A 22,476-nucleotide genomic window follows, 5' to 3' on the forward strand; every position below is an offset into this window, starting at 1 on the left:
GAAAGCTCATTGACACCGGCACGCAAAAAAATATTCTGTCAGTTCCAAATCAGCTCCGAGTTCTCCGCAAATTCCAACCCAAATTCCTGCTTTATGCCCATTTTCGATTGTTTGCTTGATAAGACGCAATACAGCAGAATGATGCGGGTTAAAAAAATTATCGAGGCCTGTATGCTGGCGATCAATAGCTATTGTATACTGTGTTAAGTCATTAGTACCGATACTAAAAAATCTACTTCTTTTGCTAGTTCATCACTGATGATAGCAGCGGCTGAAGTTTCGATCATGATACCCACTTCCATATTCGGATCATCAAGCATCATTTGATGGATTTCAAATACGGCAGCTTGTTCTTTGTCGTATACGTTTTGAAGTTGGGATATTGCTTTTTTTCTGGCTGAATGAAAACAGACAGTTTCAGCTTCAACATTTTCTATGGTATGGGCAGCGGTGAAAATAGTACTGCGATGAAAAAGAGCCATAGGGCCGATTGCGATACCGGCAAAAACGCATTTCCCCTTTACTGTAATATAGTATAACTCCTTTTAGCTATAAATTGGATTTTAAGCAGGATTTTATTACATCCGCTGCGTGATCTTCGTCTGGACCGGAGATTTGAATGGTGATTGTTTGTCCTTGTTTGACACCTAATCCCATAACTGCAAAAATACGTTTCAGATCTCCTTTTTGATTAGCCGTTAAAATGGAAATGGATGATTCAAATTTTTTTGCTTCTTTAACAAGAATACCTGCCGGACGGGCATGAATACCTGCTGGATCGTTAATAGTATAAGTAAATTTTTTCATAACAAAACCTCCCCCTTATATGAACAAGTCTATATTGTATTATAATTATCTGCTGCGGTTGTGTATAGGGCGTTATTCTTGTAGTGCATCTTTTTTGATTACGCCGAGAATCAGCATGGCGACAATAGAACCGATGAGTAACGAAACGAGATACATAGGCCAGTTTGTTACAACACCAAAAACAAAAATGCCGCCGTGTGGAGCTGGCAACGTACAATTAAATAACATAGATAATGCGCCTGCGGCAGCAGAACCTATAGCACAGGATGGAATAATATGGAGTGGATCAGACGCAGCAAAAGGAATAGCACCTTCCGTGATAAAGGAAGCACCCATGATAAACGTAGTAATGCAGGATTGACGTTCTTTCACTGTGAATTTACGCTTAAAAAACAATGTGCAGAGTGCAATTGCAATAGGCGGAACCATTCCACCCACCATGACGGAAGCCATAATCCCTGAACTTACGGCAGTGCCGGAAGCACTCATCAGAGAGGCAGTGCCAAACACATAGGCAGCTTTGTTTATGGGACCGCCGAAATCAATAGACATCATGCCGCCGAGAGCCAATCCGAGAATAATACGGCTTGATGTGGACATGCCGTTCAAGGTATCGGCCAGCCAAGCATTAAATAGTGCGGTAGGGGGATTAATAATATAGGTCATGACAATACCGATAAGGATGAGTCCTATTACGGGAAATAGAAGAACAGGTTTTGTTCCTTCTAATGCTTTAGGAAGGTTGGAAAACAGCCGAGTTAATCCAAGAATAAGAAAACCACCGATAAAGCCGGCAAAAAGAGCACCGAAAAATCCGGAACCACCTGTTGTTGCCAAAAAGCCGCCTACGATACCTGGCATAAGCGCGGGACGTTCACCGATACTCATTGCGATATAACCTGCTAAAATAGGCATCATCATGCCAAAAGATAATCCGCCTATATTTTTTAGAAAAGCGGCTAATGGGGTACCGGAGCCAAATTGAGCAGTTCCGGCATGTTGCATATCGAAGAGAAAAGCTAAGGCGATCATAATACCTCCGCCTATGACGAAGGGAAGCATATGAGATACTCCGTTCATTACGTGTTTATATATTTGACGACCGACACCTTCGTTTCGCTTATTTGCAGCAATTTCGGCTTTATTTTCCATATTTTCCCGAAATACAGGTACTTGTCCTGAAAGTATTTGTTTGATTAGCACTTCCGGTTCTTTAATACCGCGGGCGACATTGACAAATAGTACCGGTTTACCAGAAAAACGCTGGGTTTCTACATTTTTATCTGCAGCGACGATAACTCCGACAGCTTTTTCTATATCTTCCGTAGTCAGGATATTTTTGGTGCCGCCAGAGCCATCTGTTTCCACTTTAATGTCAATTTCCATGGCCTTTGCCTTGGTTTCCAATGATTCTGCCGCCATATATGTGTGAGCAATTCCTGTCGGACAAGCAGTTACGGCAACAACGAAAGGTCGAGAAGAAGGTGATAAAGGTGTGGAAATATCCGTATCAGATGATTCGGAAATCCGTTGCTTGGTTTCGGCGTTGTCGATTATGGCAAGAAAATCATCAGTACTTTTGGACTCCATTAGACTATCACGGAATTGATTATCCATCAGCATGCGGCTTAAACGGCTCAATAATTCCAAATGAATGTTTTCTCCACCTTCTGGGGCCGCAATGAGAAAAAAAAGATGTGCCGGTTCATCATCTATGCTGTCAAAATCGATGCCGTCTCGAGAAATCATGGCAGCAAGGCCCGGTTCTCGTACAGCTGCGGTTTTGGCATGCGGAATTGCAATTCCTTCACCGATACCGGTACTGCCTTCTTGTTCACGGTCAAATACGCATTTTTTATAAGTTCCTTTATCTATAAGATTACCATTAGCAGCCATTAAGTCAACCATATGATCAATAGCTGATTTTTTGTCTGTTGCTGTTGCGTGTAAATCGATACTCTGGTTTTTTAATAAGTCAACAATACGCATAATGTTTTCTCCTTTGTCATTGAATATACTGCTTATAACGTAAGCAAAACTTGGGAAACATCGTGTTTCGTTGCCAGCCAATCTTTAAAGGCAGAAGCACTTCCTGTGCATACACCGAGCCGTAAGGCTTCTTCCATATTGCCGTTGTGCAGGTATCCGGCAATAAAACCAGCAACCATACTATCTCCGGCTCCGACCGAATTAACTAATCTGCCTGGAGGGGAGGCTTGTCGATAGATTGTACCATTTTCTCCTATGAGCAGCGCACCTTTGCTGCCGAGTGAAACTAGAACGTTTTTGGCTCCTTCTGTTTGCAGCCGTTGGGCATAATAAATAATTTCTTCATCAGTTGTTAAGGTGACTTGGAATATTTCACCCAATTCATCTTGGTTTGGTTTAATGAGGAACGGTTTATATTTCAATACATTCCGCAGTAATTCGCCGGTTGCGTCAACAACAGTACGAATAGAACGGTCTTCGAGACGCTGCAGAATTTGTTCGTACATATCATCAGGAATATCAGCGGGAATACTTCCGGCTAATACCAATATATCTCCTGCGTGCAATCCGTCAATTTGCTGCATCAATCTCTGTAATTTTTCTAAAGGGATAGAAGGGCCTTGCCCATTGACGGCTGTTTCTGTATCAGCACTGATTTTCATGTTAATACGAGAATACCCTGTGTCTAATTTGATAAAATCACAGTCGCCGCCATATAAATGAGATAAGCGTTCAATTTCCTGGCCTGTGAAACCGGCAATAAATCCCAGTATTTTAGCCGGGATACCTAAATTTCCCAGAACCAGTGCTACGTTAATGCCTTTTCCTCCGGGATAAACAGTCTCTGTTTCAGCCCGATTTATACTGCCTAGGCTTAATTTGCCCATAGTGACCACATAGTCAAGAGAAGGATTAAATGTAATCGTATAAATCATAAAATGTAAACCTCCGTAACTTTTTTGTAGATAGAATAGTCAAAATCAGCAGTAGTAGCTGCTGTAATAATTTTGGTGTCTTTTAAACTGGAAAAAGTAAAATGAGAGGAAAGTCCGAATTTACTATTATCAGAGAGAATAAAACTTTGTTTGCATTGTTTCAAGGCACGTTGCTTTACTGCAGCTTCTTCAATATCTGGAGTGGAACAGCCCTCAGATAGAGTAATTCCGTTTGTACCAAAAAATCCAAGAGTAAAATGGCAATCTTGTAAATGTTCTTGAGCTTGACTACCTACGACAGATTCTGTACTGCTTTTTACCTTTCCCGGCAAAATATATGCATTGTATCCTTTTATGGCTAGTTTTTGGACTAAAGGAATACTATTTGTCATAATAACCACTTCTGGCTTGGAAATAAATTCAGCAAGCTGCTCTGTCGTAGAACCTGCGTCAATATAAATAAAGTCTTCAGATTGAATGAGGGACGCGGCATATTTGGCGATTTTTCGTTTTTCAACCATATGCATTAAATATTTTTCTTTTAAACTTTCCATATCGGCTTTATAAATAGTGTGATTAATACCTAGTGAGGTAGCTCCGCCATGTACTTTGTTAAGCTTGCCCTGTCCGTGAAGAATCAGAAGATCACGTCTAGCTGTAGACTCAGATATGTGGAGACAGGTTATTAATTCTTGAATAGAGACAGAGCCCGCATTGTTGACGATTTTTAAAATGACATTTTGGCGTTCTTCCGAAAGCATATTTATAACTCCTTTCTTATCACTGTATTTTCTTGTTATCATTATATCGTGATAAAACATCCAAAATCAATCATTTTCAATCATTATATTTTATTAATATTCAAAAACGTTCAATAATATAAAAAAAGCATAGAAAATAATATACTTTAATATATGTTTTTTGTACATATAACATTTACAATATAACCTTAAATTGCGGATAAAATATTTATTCTTGTTTTGTTTCTATATATACATTATACTAATAGTATTAATATAGTGTATATATAGATTATTTATTAGCAGAAAAATGGGAAGTGTTTTTTTGGCAATTAATACTATGGAAGCAATTGTGATCTTTGTGATCGCCTATGTACTTATTATTTCGGAAAAAGTTCAGCGTACTATCGTTGGCATATGTGGTGCGGTACTCATGATTCTTTGTGGGATTATATCGCAGGAGGCAGCGATAGCACATATCGATTTCAATACGTTAGGTCTTTTGATGGGGATGATGATCATTGTCAATATTACCAGTGAAACGGGGTTGTTTAGTTTTTTGGCTATTTGGTCGGCAAAAAAAGTTCGGGCAAAACCCATTGCATTATTAGCGGCCTTGTCCTTTTTGACGATGGTTTGTTCTGCGTTTCTTGATAATGTAACGACGGTTTTATTGACCGTACCTATTACGTTTAGTATTACATCACAACTGAAGATAGATGTAAAACCTTTTTTGATTTCACAGATTTTAGCAGCTAATATTGGTGGTGCGGCGACTCTTATTGGAGATCCGCCTAATATTATGATCGGCAGTGCTGCTGGACTGAATTTTATGTCTTTTATTACCAATTTGTCGGCTGTTTGCGTAGGTATATTTGCTGTGACGGAAATCGTACTTATTTTTATATACAGGGAAAAACTTCATACAACAGCAATATTACAGGAGCAAGTTATGAGGCTTGATGCTAAAAAACAGATTCACAAACCGGGGTTACTGCGAAAATGTTTGTTTGTTTTATGTATAACAATCGGGTTATTTGTATTTCATAATACGCTTCATTTGGGAACAGCGACAGCGGCACTTACCGGTGCAGGGTTATTGTTGTTAATCAGCTGTCGTCATGACGAAGGTACGATTACTAAGGTGTTAGGAAAAATAGAATGGACGGCCATATTCTTTTTTGCTGGATTGTTTGTTCTGGTAGGAGCGTTGGTTGATACGGGGGTTATTGCCATAATGGCTGCGGAAGCTGTGAAAATTACGCAGGGAAATTTAGCGGCAACTGCCATGCTGATTCTCTGGATAAGTGCTTTTGCATCTGCTTTTATTGATAATATTCCCTTTGTCGCAACGATGATCCCTCTTATCAAAGATATGGGAATCATGGGTATGACTAATCTCGATCCTCTTTGGTGGTCGTTATCCTTAGGAGTTTGCTTGGGAGGCAATGGGACGTTGATTGGAGCAAGTGCCAATGTTGTGGTCGCTTCGATGGCTGCACAGCGGGGCAGACAAATTTCTTTTATTGGTTTTATGAAGATTGCGTTTCCATTAATGGTCCTTTCTGTTTTTATCAGCAGTATTTATGTATACTTTCGATATTTGTAAAAAGACAAAATATCAGACAGATACAGTGGAATATAATCTGGCAGATTTTTTATGTATGTATAAGAGTGAAAAGCGACAGGCTATATGAATTTTGCAAAGGTGATTGCAAAATTATCATTTATTTTATATTGCAGAAACAGATAAAAAATTCATATAATAGAATTAGAAATAATTTCCCCTGATATATGGTAGCATGAGATGTTTTTTAACATCTTTGTGGAAGGAGGCGTAAGGTATGAATACTTGGCAAAATGAATTAAAAAACAATATTACAACCGTTTCGGAATTAGCGGCTTTATTGCCGCTGACAAAAGAAGAAATTGAAAAAATGAAAGAATTGATTCAATATTATCCTATGTCTATTTCTCGATACTATTTTTCTTTGATAGATAAGGAGGATCCAGAGGATCCTATTCGAAAAATGTCGGTTCCAGAAGTTTGTGAATTTGACAGTGACGGACTTCTTGATACTAGCGGAGAGGCTTCGAATACGGTTCTTACGGGGATGCAGCATAAATATAAGGAAACGGCATTGATTCTTTCTTCCAACCAATGTGCCATGTATTGCCGGCATTGCTTCCGCAGACGTCTTGTAGGTCTTTCGGGTGAAGAAGTAGCAGATCATATAGATGAGATGACAGACTATGTAAAAGCACATCCGGAAATAAATAATGTTTTGATTTCTGGCGGAGATGCTTTGATTAATTCCAATATTCGCATAGAAGAATATTTGCGGACATTTGTGGAACTTCCTCAATTGGATTTTATCCGTATCGGCAGCCGGGTTCCCGTTACGTTTCCACAGCGGATTATAACTGATGCAGAACTTCAGGATATATTACGGAAATATAATAAGAAAAAGCAAATATATGTGATTACTCATTTTAATCATCCAAAAGAATTAACAGGACAAGCGCAAGAAGCCGTACAAATATTGCAGGAGACGGGAATTGTTGTAAAAAACCAGACAGTTCTTATGCGGAGCATCAATGATAAAGCGGAGATATTGGCAAGATTGCTGCGTAAACTTACAGCATGGGGAATTGTACCTCATTATATTTTCCAGTGTCGTCCCGTTATGGGAGTGAAGAGTCGTTTTCAAGTACCTTTGTTGGAAGGAAGTCGTATTGTTAATGAAGCGAATGCCCAGCAAAATGGACTGGGGAAAGTTGCTGATTATACCATGTCGCATGTTACGGGAAAAATACGCATTCTTGGATTAAATGATGCAGGAAACATGGTGTTTCAATATAAACAAGCTAAAAATTCACATAATATAGGGAAAATATTTACTAAAAAGCTTTCAGTTGATGAAAAATGGCTCGAAGATATATGATGTAGTAGTACAAACGGGACAATCCCAAATTTTGTGTAAACCTTCGTGTGGTGTAAAATAAAATTACATCATACGGAGGTTTTTATTATGGTAAAAAGAAAACGCAGTCTAGAAGAAAGGGAACGTCGTGCCAAAATTCGTGAATTGTTGCAAATGAGCAACATCACCAGCATGGATGATATCCAAAATTTATTCAAAGATACGATTGCTGAATTTATGGAAAACGGATTGGATGCTGAACTGGATGATGAATTAGGGTACAGCAAATATGACTACAAGAACAAGGATACAAGCAACAGTCGCAATGGGCATAGTCCTAAGACACTGCGTACCAGTTTCGGGAATGTGGACATTGCGGTTCCTCGAGACCGCAACGGAGATTTTGATCCGGTGATCCTGAAAAAGAATCAAACCAGTATCAGCCACGACGTAGAAGAAAAGATTATATCGATGTATGCTAAGGGCATGACGACTCGTGATATGGAAACACCTATTCAGAATATTTATGGATTAGAGGTATCGGATACCACCATCAGCCGTATTACGGATAAAATACTTCCCGTTGCCAAAGAATGGCAACAACGGCCATTGGAACCGCTGTATGCCGTTGTATTTTTGGATGCGATTCATTACCCTGTCCGCAGTGAAGGACAAATCATCAAGAAAGCAGTGTATATTGCCATTGGCATCAATCTAGAAGGCCGAAAAGAGGTACTTGGCATGTGGGTGGGTGAAAATGAGAGTGCCAAATTCTGGGCGACCATTCTCAATGGCATCAAACATCGTGGGGTAGACGATATTTTGATTGCGTGTACCGACAACCTGACGGGATTTTCCCAAGCCATCGAAGCCGTTTATCCACAAACAGAAATCCAGAATTGTATTATCCATCAAATTCGGAATTCGACAAAATATGTATCGTACAAAGACATCAAAGCGTTGATGCACGATTTAAAAGCCATTTATGCCGCAGTGGATGAACCGGCAGCGTTAGAAGCGCTGGAGCATTTTTCCGAAACTTGGGATGCTAAATATCCATCCATTACGTTATCTTGGAGGTCAAACTGGGCAAATTTAAGTCCTTATTTTAAGTATCCAGAAGAATTACGCCGACTGATTTATACTACCAATGCCATCGAAGGATTTAACCGGCAGCTGCGAAAAGTAACAAAAGCAAAGTCTGTATTCCCAACAGATGACAGTTTGCTCAAAAGGCTGTATTTAGCCATGATGGATATTACTAAAAAATGGACAGGCCGACGGCCTGATTGGAGCAAGATTCATGCACAACTCGCGGTGTATTTTGCAGATCGGATGCCGAATTGATTGACAGGGGCATGCCCTTGTTGTTATATTGAAAACGAGCCAACGATATAACCGCTGACTCGTACGTTCTTATTATTTTGCACCACTATATGGAGTTTACACAGAATTTGGCGCGCTCTCATATTCGTATAGGACTTCGGCTATTCACCAGTATCCCAAGCAAGTATTTTTCAGGCCTACTATACGTACCGAGAAAATTGTTTGTTTTCACTATCTATATTGGTTCTATTTAGTGTCCCTCTTATACGTAAATTTTTCACCTCTGCCCATTTCATTTTTTAATACTCCTTCTGATATTGTCAATATCTCTTTACACTTTTTTCTCGAGGATATTGGATCTACGCTGCATCCTTCAATGAGCGGTAATACTGTTGTCTCTTAATCATTGGAGGTAATCCTCCATTGGTGGAGCAGATTCTTCGGTTATTCCAGTAACTAATGAAATATCTCCATATAATTGTTTTCATATGTTCAACAGTTGTTTTTGAAGCATTATATCGATTATAGATTAATTCTTCCTTTAATCTTGCCCACATGCTTTCGCAACGGGCATTATCATGGCATCTGCCACCTGCACTGTTCATACTTTGTACTATTCCGTATTGCTTAATTGCATTACGGTACAGCTCACTGGTATACTGTGTTCCCCTATCACTATGCAGGATACAGCCCCGAATTTCTGGATATGCTTTATATGTATTAATTATTGTTTGTTCACATAACGTGGCTTTCATATTTGTATCCATTGCTAATCCCAGTACTGCAGAATCGAAGCAGTCAAAAACTGCGGATACATACAGTTTTCCATCCAGACACTTTATTTCAGTCATATCTGTTACGCACTTGCTTAACGGTTTATCAGAATAGAAATCACGTTTAATTAAGTCATCAGATTTTCTGGCTTCTTTATCAGCTTTTGTGATTCCATTAGGTTTTCTTTTTGGTCTATGGCTAATACCGATTTCTTCCATAACACGGTATACAGTCCGTTCACTCGGAATCTCAATACCAGCAGGTTTTTTTAGCTCTAACGCTTGATGCATTCTGATTCGTCCGTAAGTATCATTGCATTCATCTTCAGCACAGATATCTAACATAGCATCTGCAAGAGACTGATATTTCCAAGGCTTATCTTTATATTTAAGATAATTGTGAAATCCCTGTCTGGTTACGCATAGGCTTTTACAATAGAATGAAATTTTACCTTTAATAGTGCCGTCTTCAGTTTTTATTGCAATAAATATCAATCTCTGTTTTTTGTTGACTTCCGACGGCTGGCGGCGAAAAAAGCGCTTGCTTCCTCAAGAAATTCATTCACTTCTTTAAGATGGCGATTCTCTTTGTCCAGTTCTTTAACACGCTTTTTAAGTTCAATAAGTTCCTCGTTAAGAGATAAGGCATTGGAAGGAGTATGAACAGCGTCTTTTGCCTCCAACCTACCTCCTTTGAAGGCTTTAACCCATGTATAGATAGTACTATCAGGAAGCCCCAGTTCCGTTGCGGCTTTGTGTCCACCAATCTCCTGAGCTAATTTTACAGCCTGTGATTTAAATTCTTGGTCATAAGTTTTTATAATTCGTTTTGCCATCTTATTTCTCCTATTCTCTATCAATTATATATCACAATCCTTGAGAATAGGGTGCCAATTTTTATTGTACAACATCAGTATGAGTTCCTTTTCGTCTACGAGAGAAAGATCGATCTTCTTAGGGTAAAATTCTCTGAGTAATCCATTGGAATTTTCATTGTTGCCCCGCTGCCAAAAACAATAGGGGGCTGCAAAATACATGTCAATTCCTAGTTTTTCTTTTACTGATTTATAACAGGAGAACTCTTTTCCTCTATCTGTCGTTGCTGTTTTAAAAGCGTTCAAGGGTAGGATGCTGTAGAGATATTCAATCGCTTTCTGCATACTAGGGGAAGAGCGGTCTGACATTTTTAGCACTATATACAGCTGACTTTTTCGCTCTACAAAAGTAGCAAAACAACCTTTGCTTTTTCCGCGGCTTGAAACCATAGAATCAAGCTCCCAATGTCCAACTATCTGCCGATCTTTTGCCTCTTTCGGTCGATCAGAAATTGATAGACCGGCTACAAATGTACCACGCGTTTCTGGTGGACAACAACGATTTCCTTTGTGTCGAAATACCGTTTCGTCAAGGGAAAGTTTCCCTTGATACATCCAGTTATATATGGTTTTAAAACTGACTTTTCCTAAGGCAGCTGTTTGTGCAATTTGCTCAGGAGACCATGTTAAAAGCAGTTTTTCTTCCACTATAGCCGCGATAGTTTTATCATACTTGCCACGAGGTTTGGAATGGATTCTTCGCTTTTTATAGCATTGATGAGCCTCCTCTGCTATATAGATATCTTTTGTTGTGTTACGAACTAATTCCCGTGCGATACTCGAATGATGTCGTCCTGTCTGTATAGCAATTTGTCTAATTGAATAACCAAGAGTATGAAGTGCTTGTATACGCGCACGGTCAAACATGCTAAAATGGTGGTAGCTCATAAGATAACCTCCGTTTAATGGTGTGTGGTAACTTCATTTTACACGAGGTCAGCTCTATGAGCTATTTTTATTACTTGTCGCACTTCATTTTACAATTCAAGATATAAAAAAACTGCGGGGAGTTATGCTTAAACTTACCGCAGTTTTTTTGAGGAGTTATCTTGTAAGTTCCACTTTTTTTTCTGTAAATAAATCTACTATTTCTGAGATAGGAGAAAAACCTAATCCGGGTTTTGTTGGCACATGAATCATTGCGTGAGAGTTAATCGTTGTGGAAGGAACTACAAGGTCGTATAGCCAATAGCGATCTGATGCGGGAATATCATTAGGAAAACGATAATTGGGCAAAGAAGCAATTGCAATATTAAAGGAGCGGGCAATTCCTGTGTCAAGCATGCCGCCGCACCAGACTGGAACATTATTTTTTGTGCAGATATCATGGATACGTTTTGCTTCCGTTAAACCACCAACGCGAGCTATTTTAATATTAATAGTCCGACAACTGCCTAGCTCTATTGCTTTACGGGCATCTTCAGCGGAGTCAATGGACTCATCTAAACAAATCCTAGTTTTTAAGATTTTTTGCAAATGGCGATGATCAACAATATCATCACTAGCTAACGGTTGTTCAATCATCAATAAATCATATTGGTCTAATTCTTTGAAAATATCAATATCAGCCAGTGTGTATGCTGAATTGGCATCCACCATAAGCATAATGTCGCCAAATTCCTTGCGTACTTTTTCAATATAAGTTACATCATACCCTGGTTTTATTTTGCATTTTATACGACGATACCCATGACGCAGATATTTTTCAATAGTTCGACAGAGATCATCTGGTGTTTTTTCTATACCTAAACTGACACCTGTTTCGACTTCATTTCGGGTTCCGCCTAACGCTTTAGAAAGACTTAGTCCTTGCTCCTGAGCGTATAAATCCCATAGAGCACAATCTACTGCAGAACGAGCCATTCTATTTCGACGAATCCAGGAAGTGTCATTAAAAAAAACCTCTGGTGTTGGAATGTGGTTATATTCTAAGAGGGCGGGGGCAAGAAAATTTTTTATAACTTCAAATGCACCATCTCTGGTTTCTTCATTATACCAAGGCTTATCTAATGCAGAACAATCACCATAGCCAATCCCTTCCGTAGTATGTATTTCTATCATGGAAAACTTTTTTCTTGTTGTGATGCCAAAGCTGGTACGAAATCCTGATTTCATATCTTGGTACATTTTTCGTAAAATAATTTTTTTGATTTTCATAATGAGTTACCGCCCTTTAATAATGTTGAATGTTTTTTGTATTACCATACAGGAACAAGGGCTCCAGGGAAGTTCTCATTAATGTATTTTTTGACAGCCTCAGATTGGAATGCTTTGACAAACTTTTGATAAGCAGGATTATCTTTGTCTTCAGGACGAGCGGCAATTATATTAACATAAGGACTTGTATTATCTTCTACCGCGATAGCATCTTTTTGACTGTTTAAGCCAGCAGAAATAGCATACCCCGCATTGATAATAGAAGCATCCGTATCATCAAGAGAACGGGGAAGCTGAGCAGCTTCCAGCTCGATAATATGCAGCTGTTTGGGATTATCTACAATATCCTGAACTGTAATTTTTGTTGGGTCTTTTTCTTCCGCTAATTTTATCCAGCCTTGTTTTTGTAACAGCTGCAGAGCACGACCGCCATTCGAAGGATCATTTGGAATGGCAATTTTTGCGCCGTTAGGAATTTCTGTAGTAGATTTATATTTATGAGAATAAAGCCCTAATGGAGCTAAATAGGTTTTTCCTATACTGATAAGATGGGTGCCATTTTTTTCATTGAAAGAATTTAAAAATGGTTGATGCTGAAATGCGTTTAAATCAATATCTCCGTTTGCTAATGCTTGATCAGGGGTAATATAGTCAGAAAACGTTTTAACATGTATTTTGAGACCTTGTTTATCTGCTTCTTTAGCAACGACTTCTAAAATTTGTTCACTAGAGCCAGGAGTGACCCCTACAGTGATTTCCTTTTTTTCTTGTGATGCAGAATTAATATTTTGATTATCGCAGCCAGCAAACAAGCTAGCTGTAGTAATCAGTACAAAGGTAATAATTGCAATTTTTTTTAAATTCATAATGGATTCTCCTTTTGATTTCAAATAACTCTTCTTTTTATAATGCTTTTCATATGTTCCAGCCTGTTTAGTGCTTCATATAGTGTGGCGTCATCTTTGGCAAAATGTAAACGTATCAAATAGTTGACCGGTTCTTTGAAAAAAGATGAACCAGGCACAGCACCTATACCAACATCTCTTGCTAATACTTCGCAGAATTCCAAATCATCGGTAAAACCAAATTCGGATATATCCAGAAGAACGTAATACGCTCCTTGTGGATTAGTATGAATGATGCCTAAGCTATCTAATCCGTCAAGTAAAATATTTTTTTTATGTGTATATAAAGCTAATAAATCGTCATAATACTGTTGTGAAAATTTAAATCCAATGTAGGCAGCTTCTTGAAGCGGACTAGCAGCACCTACTGTTAAGAAATCATGTATTTTTCTTGCTCCTTCAATAATTGAAGACGGTGCCGTAATGTGTCCCAAACGCCAACCTGTAATGGAGTATGTTTTTGAGAGTGAACTACATGTTAATGTGCGTTCATACATGCCTGGTAAAGAAGCAAAGTATGTGTGAACATTTGGTTTATATACGATATGTTCATATACTTCATCGGTAATTACATAAGTATCATATTTATCGGCTAGAGTAGCTATATATTCTAATTCTTTTCTTGTAAATACTTTTCCGCAGGGATTAGAAGGATTGCATAGAATGAGAGCTTTAGGATGTTGTTGAAACGCGGCCTCTAATTCATCGGGATTAAAGGTGAATTCTGGTGGGTTTAAAGATACATAAATTGGTTCAGCACCAGAAAGTATAGTATCTGCTCCATAATTTTCGTAAAAAGGAGAGAATATAATTACTTTTTCTCCTGGATTCACAAGAGTCATAATTGCAACCATCATAGCTTCCGTACTGCCACAAGTAACAACAATTTCAGAGTTTGGGTCAATAGTACGACCCAACAGACGAGACCGATATTCTGCTAAAGCATCTCGAAAATTTTGAGCGCCCCAGGTTATAGCATATTGATGAGGACCGTTGTGAGCAACTTCCGCTAATCGATCTAAAATAGGTTTTGGAGGTTGAAAATCAGGAAATCCCTGTGATAAATTAATGGCATTATATGTTGCCGAAATGCGTGTCATACGACGAATGACAGAATCTGTAAATAACGATATTTTTTTAGATAATTCTTGCATATAGATTCCCTCTTTGTTTTGTATTATGTAGTGTGATTGCTATAATTTATATACCTTGGCGATTTGTTACGTTATCAAAATTCATAAGAGTCACTCCTTTTTGGTTATGCCAGTGCTTGTTTTAAGTCGGCGATCAAGTCGTTTACATTTTCTAAACCGACAGAAAGACGCAATAATTTTTCGTTGATGCCTTTGGCAAAGCATTCTTCTTTGGGAACATCGCAGTGTGTTTGCAGCAGCGGATAGGTGATCAATGATTCCGTACCGCCCAGACTTTCTGCAAACAGAATCAGTTTGACCCGTTGCAGAAGATTCACAGCCGTTTCTTCGGTATCTACTTCAAAGGAAATCATGCCGCCGAAGCCGGTTGTCTGCTTGGTATTGATTTCATAGCGGGGAGAGGAAGCTATCCCGGGATAATATATTTTCCGTATAGCCGGCTGCTTACTCAGCCATTTAGCGATGCGCAGTGCAGAGGCGGCATGGCGGTCCATCCGCAGCGGCAATGTTTTCAGACCGCGGCTGACGACCCAACAGTCGAAGGGAGATAGACAGGCGCCGATCGTTTTATGGAGAAAATGCAGCCGTTCGGCCTGTTCTTTATGAGCGGTGACAAGAAATCCTGCTAATACATCGTTATGTCCGGCCAGATATTTTGTGCCGCTGTGGACGACGATATCGGCACCTAAGGTAAGCGGTTTTTGAAAATAGGGAGTTAGGAAGGTATTATCGACGATGACCAGAATATGGTATTTATGGGCTAACTCGCAAATGGATTTAATATCGGTAATCTGCATCGTCGGGTTGGAAGGTGTCTCTACGTAAATCGCCCGGGTGTTTTTTTGGATAGCCTCTTTGACTGCATGCAAATCGCCGGTATCGAGGGCCGTAAAGGACAAGCCGTTCTTCTGGGAAATCTCATTGAAAATACGGATGGAACCTCCATATAAGTCGGCCGAATAGATGATGTGGTCGCCGGGCTTGAACAGTTCCAAGACGCAGGAAATAGCGGCCATGCCGGAAGAAAAAGCTAACGCGTCACACCCTTGTTCCAGCAAGGCCATGGTTTTTTCCAACTGTTCCCGCGTGGGATTTTGGGAACGGATATAGTCATAGCCGGTGCTTTGTTTGACGCCGGGATGAGCGAACGCCGTGGATAAATAAATAGGAGTTGTTACGCTCCCTGTTGAATCGGGATGATAGCCGCCGTGAATGCAATCTGTTTCAAATCTCATAGAATAAATGCCTCCTTAATAAAATGGACAATAAAAAAGACGCCATGGCAGATGGCGTCGCAAAAAAGCGGGTGCGTGTTCATCTGCCGGATAAAATCCGCTGGAATTGGCACCTTCCCGTATGGGGGTTGCCGCAGCGTCATAGGGCCAGTCCCTCAGCTGCTCTGGATGAAAGAGTCGTATTGTATTATAAAAAATCATAACACAATATTAAGTTGTGTGAAGCATTATGATAGTCAAATTTTTTAAGTACCTCATAGTGCAGATCTCCTTGTGGGAACAAAAGAATGTAATAAAAAAAACGTCATCGACGGATGACGTAAATACAAAGGTATATACTAATATCATCGGTCAGGAAGAAATCCTGCTGGAATTGGCACCTTCCTATCAAGGAGGTTGCCGCAGCGTCATAGGGCCAGTCCCTCAGCTGCTCTGGATGAATATGTAATTGTGGTTATCAGACTACACTATTGCAATCAATTTGTCAAGAGGAAAAATCAAGAATAAAAAAAACAAGAATTCTCTTGACAAACAATTGAATAACGTGTACCATATCGGTAAACATTGAAAATGCAATGACCAAAACAAGTACACGTATATTTATGTCCTACAGAAAACGCGAGCCATCGGCTGAGAGCTTGCGGGAAACATAAGTGCGATGGAATGCCTTTGGGAGCAGACCGACCGAAAATAGTAGGCCGGATCCGGTTGCCGCCGTTAATGGAAATAGTTGCAGCGAGTGCTGTAAACAGAGTGGAACCACGGACCACCGTCTCTGTATAAGGAGATGGTGTTTTTTTGCGTGTTAAATACTAAATTTGGCCGCGTTTTGTTTTCAGTGTATCCATCATTCACAAAATAGGAGGAATAGGAGAGGTGATGAAATAGCATAGCTATAAAATATACAAAAAAAGTATACATTAATAATGCGATGATCAAAACAAGTACACATACATAGGCTTTTTACAGAGAACGCAGATCAATGGCTGAAAATTTGCGAAAATGACTAGTATGGGGAATGCCTTTGAGAGCAGAACAGCTGAATTTTAGTAGGCTGTGTCCGGTGCCGCCGTTATCGGTTTTGAGATACAGCACAAGTATATATGTGTTGTAAACAGAGTGGAATCGCGGCCATCGTCTCTGTACAGGGGACGATATTTTTTTATCTAAAATTAAAAGGAGATGTTCGTATGTCACAAACAAAAAAAGAATTAGTATTAGCAGCACTTGATAACAAACCGGTGGATCGTGTTCCCGTTGGATTTTGGTTCCATATTTTACCGATACCTACTGTTCACAGTGCCAATGCTTTTAAAAATCCGCAATTAGCTAAACTTGTTTTGGCTGGAGAAGAAGAATATTTAGATACCGCAAAACCTGACTTTGCTAAAATTATGACGGATGGTTTTTTTACATATCAGCAGGATGTATTATCAAAAGTAAAAACTATTGATGATTTAAAAGGACTTCAGCCTCTTCCTGAACATGATAGATGGTTTACTGATCAGATTGCATATGCAAAAAAATTAAGTAATCGTTACAGCAATGAAATTTTATTATTTTATAATGTCTTTTGTGCTGCAACAACATTAAAATTTATGTTGCCGGATGGCGATACTAGTTTAACGACACTTATTCAAGAAAATGAAGAAGTAGTAAAGCGTGCACTGGATATTATTAGTGATGATTTGGCGGTTTTATCTCAGCGAATTATAAAAGAAGCCGGCATTACTGGAATTTATTTGAGTTTGCAAAATATTAAGGGACTTAATCGTGAAGCGTATGAACGTATTTTGACGCCGGGGGAAAAGAAAATTTTATCGGCGGCAAATCGTGCCAGCGCATATAATATTCTCCATATCTGCGGCTATTTGGGCCACCGCAATGATTTATCCTGGTATACAGAGTATGATGTTAAGGCGATTAACTGGGCGGCTCATATTGAAGAAGTTTCTCTCGAAGAGGGGAAAAAACTTTTTGGTGGACGTGCCGTTATCGGTGGCTTTGGCAATACAGAAAACGATATATTATATAATGGCAGCAAAAATGCTGTGGAAGCAGAAACAGAGCGCATTATTCGTGGAGCTGGGAAAACAGGAGTAATCTTGGGAGCTGATTGCACGGTCCCGCCTGATATTTCCAGAGATCGATTGGAATGGGTGCGTCAGAAGGCGGCGGTTTTATAATATAAGGGAGGAATCGACAATGAATATAAAAAAACTGGGAAAAGAAATGTTAGCGGTGTTATTAATCGGGACGGCAGCAATTACGTTAGCAGCATGCGGTAAGAGTGATACGAAGGAAACAGTAGCTGGAGCTGATGGTGCGAAAAAAGTAATAACCGTTGCTCATACCAATTATTATGTGCCGTATGATTATGTAAATGATAAAGGAGAATCGGATGGATTTGAAGTTGCTGTAATGAAAGAGGTAGCTAAAAAATTGCCGCAATATGAATTTAAGTTTGTCCCGACCTCTGATGATGATTTGTTAATTGGTGTTGAATCTGGGAAATATACGGTAGGGACTAAAGGAATATGGAAAACACCGGCACGTGAAAAAAAATATATTTTCCCGAAAAATTATATAGGTGCCAGTGTGATTGGACTGGTTATACGTAAGGATACGGCAGATAAAATTAAAGATATGGAATCCTTTGCGGCATATAGCGGAAAGTTAGTTCCTATTGCACCGCAGAATGCGCAATATGCGGTAGTGGAAGAATATAATAAATCACATCCGGATAAGCAAATTAAATTGGTACCGTCAGAAGCTTTTAAGGTATCTGATGCCTATACATGGGTGATGGAAGGCCGGTATGATGCCTATTTTGAAGTGGAACTAAATTATAAAAATAACGTTCTTAACGAGAATGGGTCATACCATCAATTTGCCGATAACGTGTCATATATACGGTACAAGGGAATTCCAACATACCCATTGTTTAATAAAAAGGAACAAAAATTTGCTGATGAATATGATAAAGCCATAGAAGAACTACGGGCAGAAGGAAAAATTACCGAATTGGAAAATAAATATTTCGGCGAAAGTTTATCCAATTATATTGGAGATAGTGATAAATAAGAGGGATAAAAAATGAATTATAGACCATTTGATCCAAGTTTTTTGTTGCAATCCATTCCAGCTTTATTACCCTATCTGCAGATAACTCTTTTTGTTGGAATCAGCAGTATTGTGTTTGGGTCTATATTTGGAATTTTATTGACAAAGGCAAAACTAAGCTCGATTGGTCCGTTGAGATGGTTGGCACAGGGGTATACGTATGTTATGCGGTGTACTCCTTCCATCGTCTTATTGTTTATTGTATTTTACGGACTGCCAAAGCTAGTAGACGGATTATTCAATTATCAAATTGATGACTGGGATCGATCCGTATTTGCTATTATAACGTTTGTATTATTGTTTGGGGCCTATGTGTCAGAGGTGTTTCGATCCGCTTATTTAGCAGTTCCCCGGGGGCAATATGAAGCCGCAGTGAGTATTGGACTGACACCGCTGCAAGCGGTAATACAGGTTGTCATTCCCCAGGCCATGATCATTGCTTTGCCAAATTTTGGCAATTCGGTTATTAATCTTCTCAAAGAAGGGGCACTGGCATATACCATAGGATTGATCGATTTGATTGGTAAGGGCAATCTGATTATTTCACAGAATTTTGGAGCATATGCAATAGAGATTTATTTAGCCTGCATGTTTATTTATTGGGTAATGGCCCTTTTAATTGAAAAAGTGTTTTTTATAATAGAAAAACGTTTAGATAAAGGACAAACATTAAAAACAGTGCAGACAGTTAAGCAAGATAAGAAACGGGCTAGGCTATTTCTTATAAAGGGGGTGAAATTTCATGGACCTGGATCTTGATTTTATGTACGAAACATTTTTTAAAATACTGGGAGGTATTTCCACAACATTGGAACTAACGATACTTTCGCTGCTTTTAGCAGCTCCCATTGCTTTTTACATGGCAGTTCTGCGTTTGAATGATGCCAAAATCAGCAGTGGAGCCGTTCGTGTATATGTATCCTTTGTGAGAGGGACTCCCATTATTTTACAGATACTTTTATTGTACAGTTTGCTGCCGAGTGTGTTGAATACAATTGTCCAAACATTAGGAATCAACTTTAATGTTTTTGATGCGATGGATCCTTTTTTTTATGCGGTTGTGGTGTTTTCATTAAATACGATCGCATTGCTGTCAGAGGTATTTCGTTCCGCACTTATCAGTATTTCCAAAGGACAACTTGAAGCAGGATTGTCCATTGGCCTAACTCGTTTTCAAGTATATATCCATGTAATTATTCCGCAGGCTATGGTGGTGGCGTTACCCAATATCTGCAACATTACTGTCAATTTAATCAAAGGTACTTCATTAGCTTTTTTAATGACGGTGAAGGATGTTCTGGCGATTGGGAAAATCGCGGCATCCTTTGGATATAATTATATTGAAGCGTATATAGATGTTTTCTTTGTATACATCATTCTTTGCACGATTATTCAGGTTTTATATACTGCAGCAGAGTCAAAGATAAGTACATTCCGGGCAATGCATGTATAGGAGGAGATAGTATGTTAATGCAGATTAAGAATGTTCGCAAGCAATTTAACGGAGTTGATGTTTTGAAAAACGTAAACGTTGATGTCCAAAAAGGAGACGTGATTGTAATTCTGGGTCCCAGCGGTTCAGGGAAAACAACCTTTTTACGTTGCCTTAACTTCTTGGAGCAAGCGGATGAAGGAACTATGCAATTTGATACACTTCATCTTGATTTAAGTCATACGTCTTCGTCAGATATAGCTAAAGTAAGAAAGAAAACAGCATTTGTGTTTCAGAATTATAATCTTTTTGCAAATAAAACCGCTCTTGAAAATGTAACACTAGGACTGACGGCAGGAAGACATGTCGGCAAAAGTGAAGCCTTGGCAATTGGCAGACAGGCATTAGATAAAGTAGGATTGTCAGATCGATATGACTATTATCCTGCACAGCTTTCCGGAGGGCAGCAACAGCGAGTAGGTATTGCCCGAGCAATAGCGGTCAAGCCGGATGTAATCTTGTTTGATGAACCGACTTCTGCATTGGATCCGGAATTAATCGGTGAAGTACTGCGGGTAATGAAAAAACTAGCAGAAGAAGGAACTACTATGATTGTTGTTACGCATGAAATGAAATTTGCCCAAGATGTGGCTACTCATGTTATTTTTATGGATGGCGGCGTTATTGTAGAGGAAGGTGCTGCCGAAGATATTTTCGTTCATCCTAAGCATGATCGCACGAAAATGTTTTTGAAACGCATATTGCCCTGTGGTGGAATTTGTGAAGAGTATGAATGCAGATAAATACCCCCCTGATTTTTAGCAAAATGCATAAAATCAGGGTAAATATTGCTATTTATTATAAATAGTTCATCGGATTGACGGGCGTGCCATTCAGCCGTACTTCAAAATGTACATGCGGTCCGGTAGCCATGCCAGTAGCGCCTGAATAGGCAATAATCTGTCCTTGCGATACCGTTTGGCCGGCGGAAACGGTAAGACTTGTATTATGTCCATAAATAGTAGATAATCCGTTGCCATGATCAATGAGTACGGCATTTCCATATCCGCCCATCCAATCGGCTTCTACGACGACGCCGGCAGCGGCGGCATGCACCGGAGTTCCGTAATCGACGCCGATATCAATCCCGCTGTGGAAAATTCTGCGACCTAAGACGGGGTGTATGCGGTAGCCGAATGGAGAAGTAATAGGACCGTTTACCGGCCAAATAAATATTCCGGAACCACTGGGAGTGGGAGCACTAGTATCAAAATCCATGTTTGCTGCCGCAGCTGCATTGGCTCTGGCTTTAAGCATATCACTGATATGTTGTGAGGAAGCTTCCAATTCATTATAGGCTTGTTCAGCCGTTGCTTTGTCATTTTGGGTTTTATCTAAAATGGCTTGTTGTTCTGCTTTATGCTTTTCAATTTCTTCTTTCTTTTTTGCAGCGTCAGATTGTAATTTTACCTGTTCTTGTCGTTCCGTTTCTAATTCTGTTTTTTGCTGGTTGATTGTATCCCTATCGGCAGCAATGGAATGGATAAGTTCCATGTCGGAATTTACGATTCGTTCCAATAGCTCTACGCGGTTGGCAAAATCATTAAAATCCTTAGCGCCGATGACAACATCTAAGTAATCCAGTTGACCATGCATGTAAATATCACGAATACGGGTACCTAAAATTTTCTGCCGTTTTTTTAGATTTTCCTGCGTTTTGTCTAAATTAACTTGTGTTTCCGATATTTGATTTTCTGTTTGGAGTAATTGGTCCGAAATATTTTTGTATTGATTTTTAGCCGTATCCAGACTAGTTTGAATGATGCGAAGTCTTTCAAAAATATTACTGATGACTGCGTCTGCATTGTCTTTTTTTTGCAGCTGCTGATTCATCTGCGTCTGTACATCGGACAATTGGTTCTGCAGATTGTCCGAGTCATCCGCCAGACTGCCAAAGGCAGGAACCAGTAAAGAAAACATGAGAAAGCCGGTTAGTCCGCGATTAATGAATATTTTGTAGGTATTCACATATATCACACCCTTATTAATAACATTTACGCCATTTACAATTGTTTTGTAAATGGCGTTTTTGACAAGGAAT

20 protein-coding genes, 1 pseudogene, 2 riboswitches and 1 other annotated feature are annotated in these 22,476 nt (G+C 39.3%); of the genes and pseudogenes, 8 read left to right on the plus strand and 13 right to left on the minus strand.

From position 1 onward, the window contains the following. Positions 1 to 6: 6 nt before the first annotated feature. The 5 genes and pseudogenes from NXG62_RS11735 to NXG62_RS11755 all read right to left on the minus strand — a co-directional run bounded on the left by NXG62_RS11735 (position 7) and on the right by NXG62_RS11755 (position 4,492). Positions 7 to 530: pseudogene (locus NXG62_RS11735) on the minus strand (putative PEP-binding protein). A gap of 19 nt (positions 531 to 549) precedes the next feature. After that, positions 550 to 807 carry an HPr family phosphocarrier protein gene (locus NXG62_RS11740; RefSeq protein ID WP_427112610.1) on the minus strand — a complete coding sequence of 86 codons (258 nt, stop codon included), beginning with the start codon at positions 805 to 807 and terminating at the stop codon, positions 550 to 552. Between the two features lie 72 nt (positions 808 to 879). Continuing rightward, positions 880 to 2,796, minus strand: coding sequence for a PTS fructose transporter subunit IIABC (locus NXG62_RS11745; RefSeq protein ID WP_427112611.1), 1,917 nt, complete (start codon positions 2,794 to 2,796; stop codon positions 880 to 882). Positions 2,797 to 2,828: 32 nt separating this feature from the next. After that, positions 2,829 to 3,731, minus strand: coding sequence for a 1-phosphofructokinase (gene pfkB / locus NXG62_RS11750; protein ID WP_427112612.1), 903 nt, complete (start codon positions 3,729 to 3,731; stop codon positions 2,829 to 2,831). Beyond that, positions 3,728 to 4,492, minus strand: coding sequence for a DeoR/GlpR family DNA-binding transcription regulator (locus NXG62_RS11755; protein WP_427112613.1), 765 nt, complete (start codon positions 4,490 to 4,492; stop codon positions 3,728 to 3,730). Before NXG62_RS11755 ends, pfkB begins: the two co-directional genes overlap by 4 nt. 304 nt (positions 4,493 to 4,796) lie before the next feature. On the opposite strand from NXG62_RS11755, the gene NXG62_RS11760 reads away from it, so the two are divergent. The 3 genes from NXG62_RS11760 to NXG62_RS11770 all read left to right on the plus strand — a co-directional run bounded on the left by NXG62_RS11760 (position 4,797) and on the right by NXG62_RS11770 (position 8,742). Further along, positions 4,797 to 6,080 (plus strand): ArsB/NhaD family transporter, encoded by a 1,284-nt coding sequence (locus NXG62_RS11760; RefSeq protein WP_427112614.1) that lies wholly within the window; start codon positions 4,797 to 4,799, stop codon positions 6,078 to 6,080. Positions 6,081 to 6,315: 235 nt separating this feature from the next. After that, positions 6,316 to 7,416 (plus strand): KamA family radical SAM protein, encoded by a 1,101-nt coding sequence (locus NXG62_RS11765; RefSeq protein ID WP_427112615.1) that lies wholly within the window; start codon positions 6,316 to 6,318, stop codon positions 7,414 to 7,416. A gap of 87 nt (positions 7,417 to 7,503) precedes the next feature. Next, the gene (locus NXG62_RS11770) at positions 7,504 to 8,742 is read left to right on the plus strand and encodes an IS256 family transposase (protein WP_427112192.1); all 1,239 of its coding nucleotides are present in this window, start codon (positions 7,504 to 7,506) and stop codon (positions 8,740 to 8,742) included. Positions 8,743 to 9,080: 338 nt separating this feature from the next. Here NXG62_RS11770 and NXG62_RS11775 read toward each other — a convergent pair whose 3' ends face one another. The 7 genes from NXG62_RS11775 to NXG62_RS11805 all read right to left on the minus strand — a co-directional run bounded on the left by NXG62_RS11775 (position 9,081) and on the right by NXG62_RS11805 (position 15,820). Next, positions 9,081 to 9,989: an IS3 family transposase gene (locus tag NXG62_RS11775; RefSeq protein WP_427112048.1), complete on the minus strand. Its 909-nt coding sequence runs from the start codon at positions 9,987 to 9,989 to the stop codon at positions 9,081 to 9,083. Next, entirely contained in the window at positions 9,986 to 10,330 is a 345-nt protein-coding gene (locus NXG62_RS11780) for a transposase (RefSeq protein WP_427111881.1), read from the minus strand. The genes NXG62_RS11775 and NXG62_RS11780 overlap by 4 nt, the downstream gene beginning before the upstream one ends. A gap of 24 nt (positions 10,331 to 10,354) precedes the next feature. Beyond that, positions 10,355 to 11,257, minus strand: a complete 903-nt coding sequence (locus NXG62_RS11785; RefSeq protein WP_427112616.1) for an IS30 family transposase — start codon at positions 11,255 to 11,257, stop codon at positions 10,355 to 10,357. Between the two features lie 156 nt (positions 11,258 to 11,413). Then, a complete protein-coding gene (gene menC / locus NXG62_RS11790) occupies positions 11,414 to 12,526 on the minus strand; it encodes an o-succinylbenzoate synthase (RefSeq protein ID WP_091652861.1) in 1,113 nt (370 codons plus the stop codon). A 41-nt stretch (positions 12,527 to 12,567) separates the two neighbouring features. Further along, positions 12,568 to 13,392 (minus strand): MetQ/NlpA family ABC transporter substrate-binding protein, encoded by an 825-nt coding sequence (locus tag NXG62_RS11795; protein WP_427112617.1) that lies wholly within the window; start codon positions 13,390 to 13,392, stop codon positions 12,568 to 12,570. 20 nt (positions 13,393 to 13,412) lie between these two features. Next, positions 13,413 to 14,585, minus strand: coding sequence for a pyridoxal phosphate-dependent aminotransferase (locus NXG62_RS11800; protein ID WP_427112618.1), 1,173 nt, complete (start codon positions 14,583 to 14,585; stop codon positions 13,413 to 13,415). Between the two features lie 104 nt (positions 14,586 to 14,689). After that, complete coding sequence (locus NXG62_RS11805) at positions 14,690 to 15,820, minus strand: trans-sulfuration enzyme family protein (RefSeq protein WP_427089550.1); 1,131 nt, start codon at positions 15,818 to 15,820, stop codon at positions 14,690 to 14,692. A 76-nt stretch (positions 15,821 to 15,896) separates the two neighbouring features. Next, a riboswitch (SAM riboswitch) is annotated at positions 15,897 to 15,995 on the minus strand. Positions 15,996 to 16,161: 166 nt separating this feature from the next. Beyond that, a riboswitch (SAM riboswitch) is annotated at positions 16,162 to 16,263 on the minus strand. 479 nt (positions 16,264 to 16,742) lie between these two features. Then, positions 16,743 to 16,965, plus strand: a binding site (T-box leader). 45 nt (positions 16,966 to 17,010) lie between these two features. On the opposite strand from NXG62_RS11805, the gene NXG62_RS11810 reads away from it, so the two are divergent. Genes NXG62_RS11810 through NXG62_RS11830 form a run of 5 tightly spaced genes read left to right on the plus strand, consistent with a single transcriptional unit; the run spans position 17,011 to position 21,178 of the window. Next, on the plus strand, positions 17,011 to 18,006 hold the full coding sequence (locus NXG62_RS11810) for a uroporphyrinogen decarboxylase family protein (protein WP_427112619.1): 996 nt from the start codon (positions 17,011 to 17,013) through the stop codon (positions 18,004 to 18,006). Positions 18,007 to 18,025: 19 nt separating this feature from the next. Beyond that, complete coding sequence (locus NXG62_RS11815) at positions 18,026 to 18,904, plus strand: transporter substrate-binding domain-containing protein (protein WP_427112620.1); 879 nt, start codon at positions 18,026 to 18,028, stop codon at positions 18,902 to 18,904. Between the two features lie 12 nt (positions 18,905 to 18,916). After that, positions 18,917 to 19,702: an amino acid ABC transporter permease gene (locus tag NXG62_RS11820; protein ID WP_427112621.1), complete on the plus strand. Its 786-nt coding sequence runs from the start codon at positions 18,917 to 18,919 to the stop codon at positions 19,700 to 19,702. Further along, positions 19,686 to 20,396: an amino acid ABC transporter permease gene (locus NXG62_RS11825; protein WP_427112622.1), complete on the plus strand. Its 711-nt coding sequence runs from the start codon at positions 19,686 to 19,688 to the stop codon at positions 20,394 to 20,396. Before NXG62_RS11820 ends, NXG62_RS11825 begins: the two co-directional genes overlap by 17 nt. Positions 20,397 to 20,407: 11 nt before the next feature. Further along, positions 20,408 to 21,178: an amino acid ABC transporter ATP-binding protein gene (locus NXG62_RS11830; RefSeq protein WP_091653088.1), complete on the plus strand. Its 771-nt coding sequence runs from the start codon at positions 20,408 to 20,410 to the stop codon at positions 21,176 to 21,178. Positions 21,179 to 21,233: 55 nt separating this feature from the next. On the opposite strand, the gene NXG62_RS11835 is transcribed toward NXG62_RS11830, so the two are convergent. Further along, positions 21,234 to 22,355 carry a murein hydrolase activator EnvC family protein gene (locus tag NXG62_RS11835; RefSeq protein WP_427114282.1) on the minus strand — a complete coding sequence of 374 codons (1,122 nt, stop codon included), beginning with the start codon at positions 22,353 to 22,355 and terminating at the stop codon, positions 21,234 to 21,236. Between the last annotated feature and the right edge of the window lie 121 nt (positions 22,356 to 22,476).

Origin of the sequence: Megasphaera sueciensis, from assembly GCF_050219315.1 — a bacterium.
In the GTDB taxonomy this organism is placed as follows: domain Bacteria; phylum Bacillota; class Negativicutes; order Veillonellales; family Megasphaeraceae; genus Megasphaera_A; species Megasphaera_A sueciensis.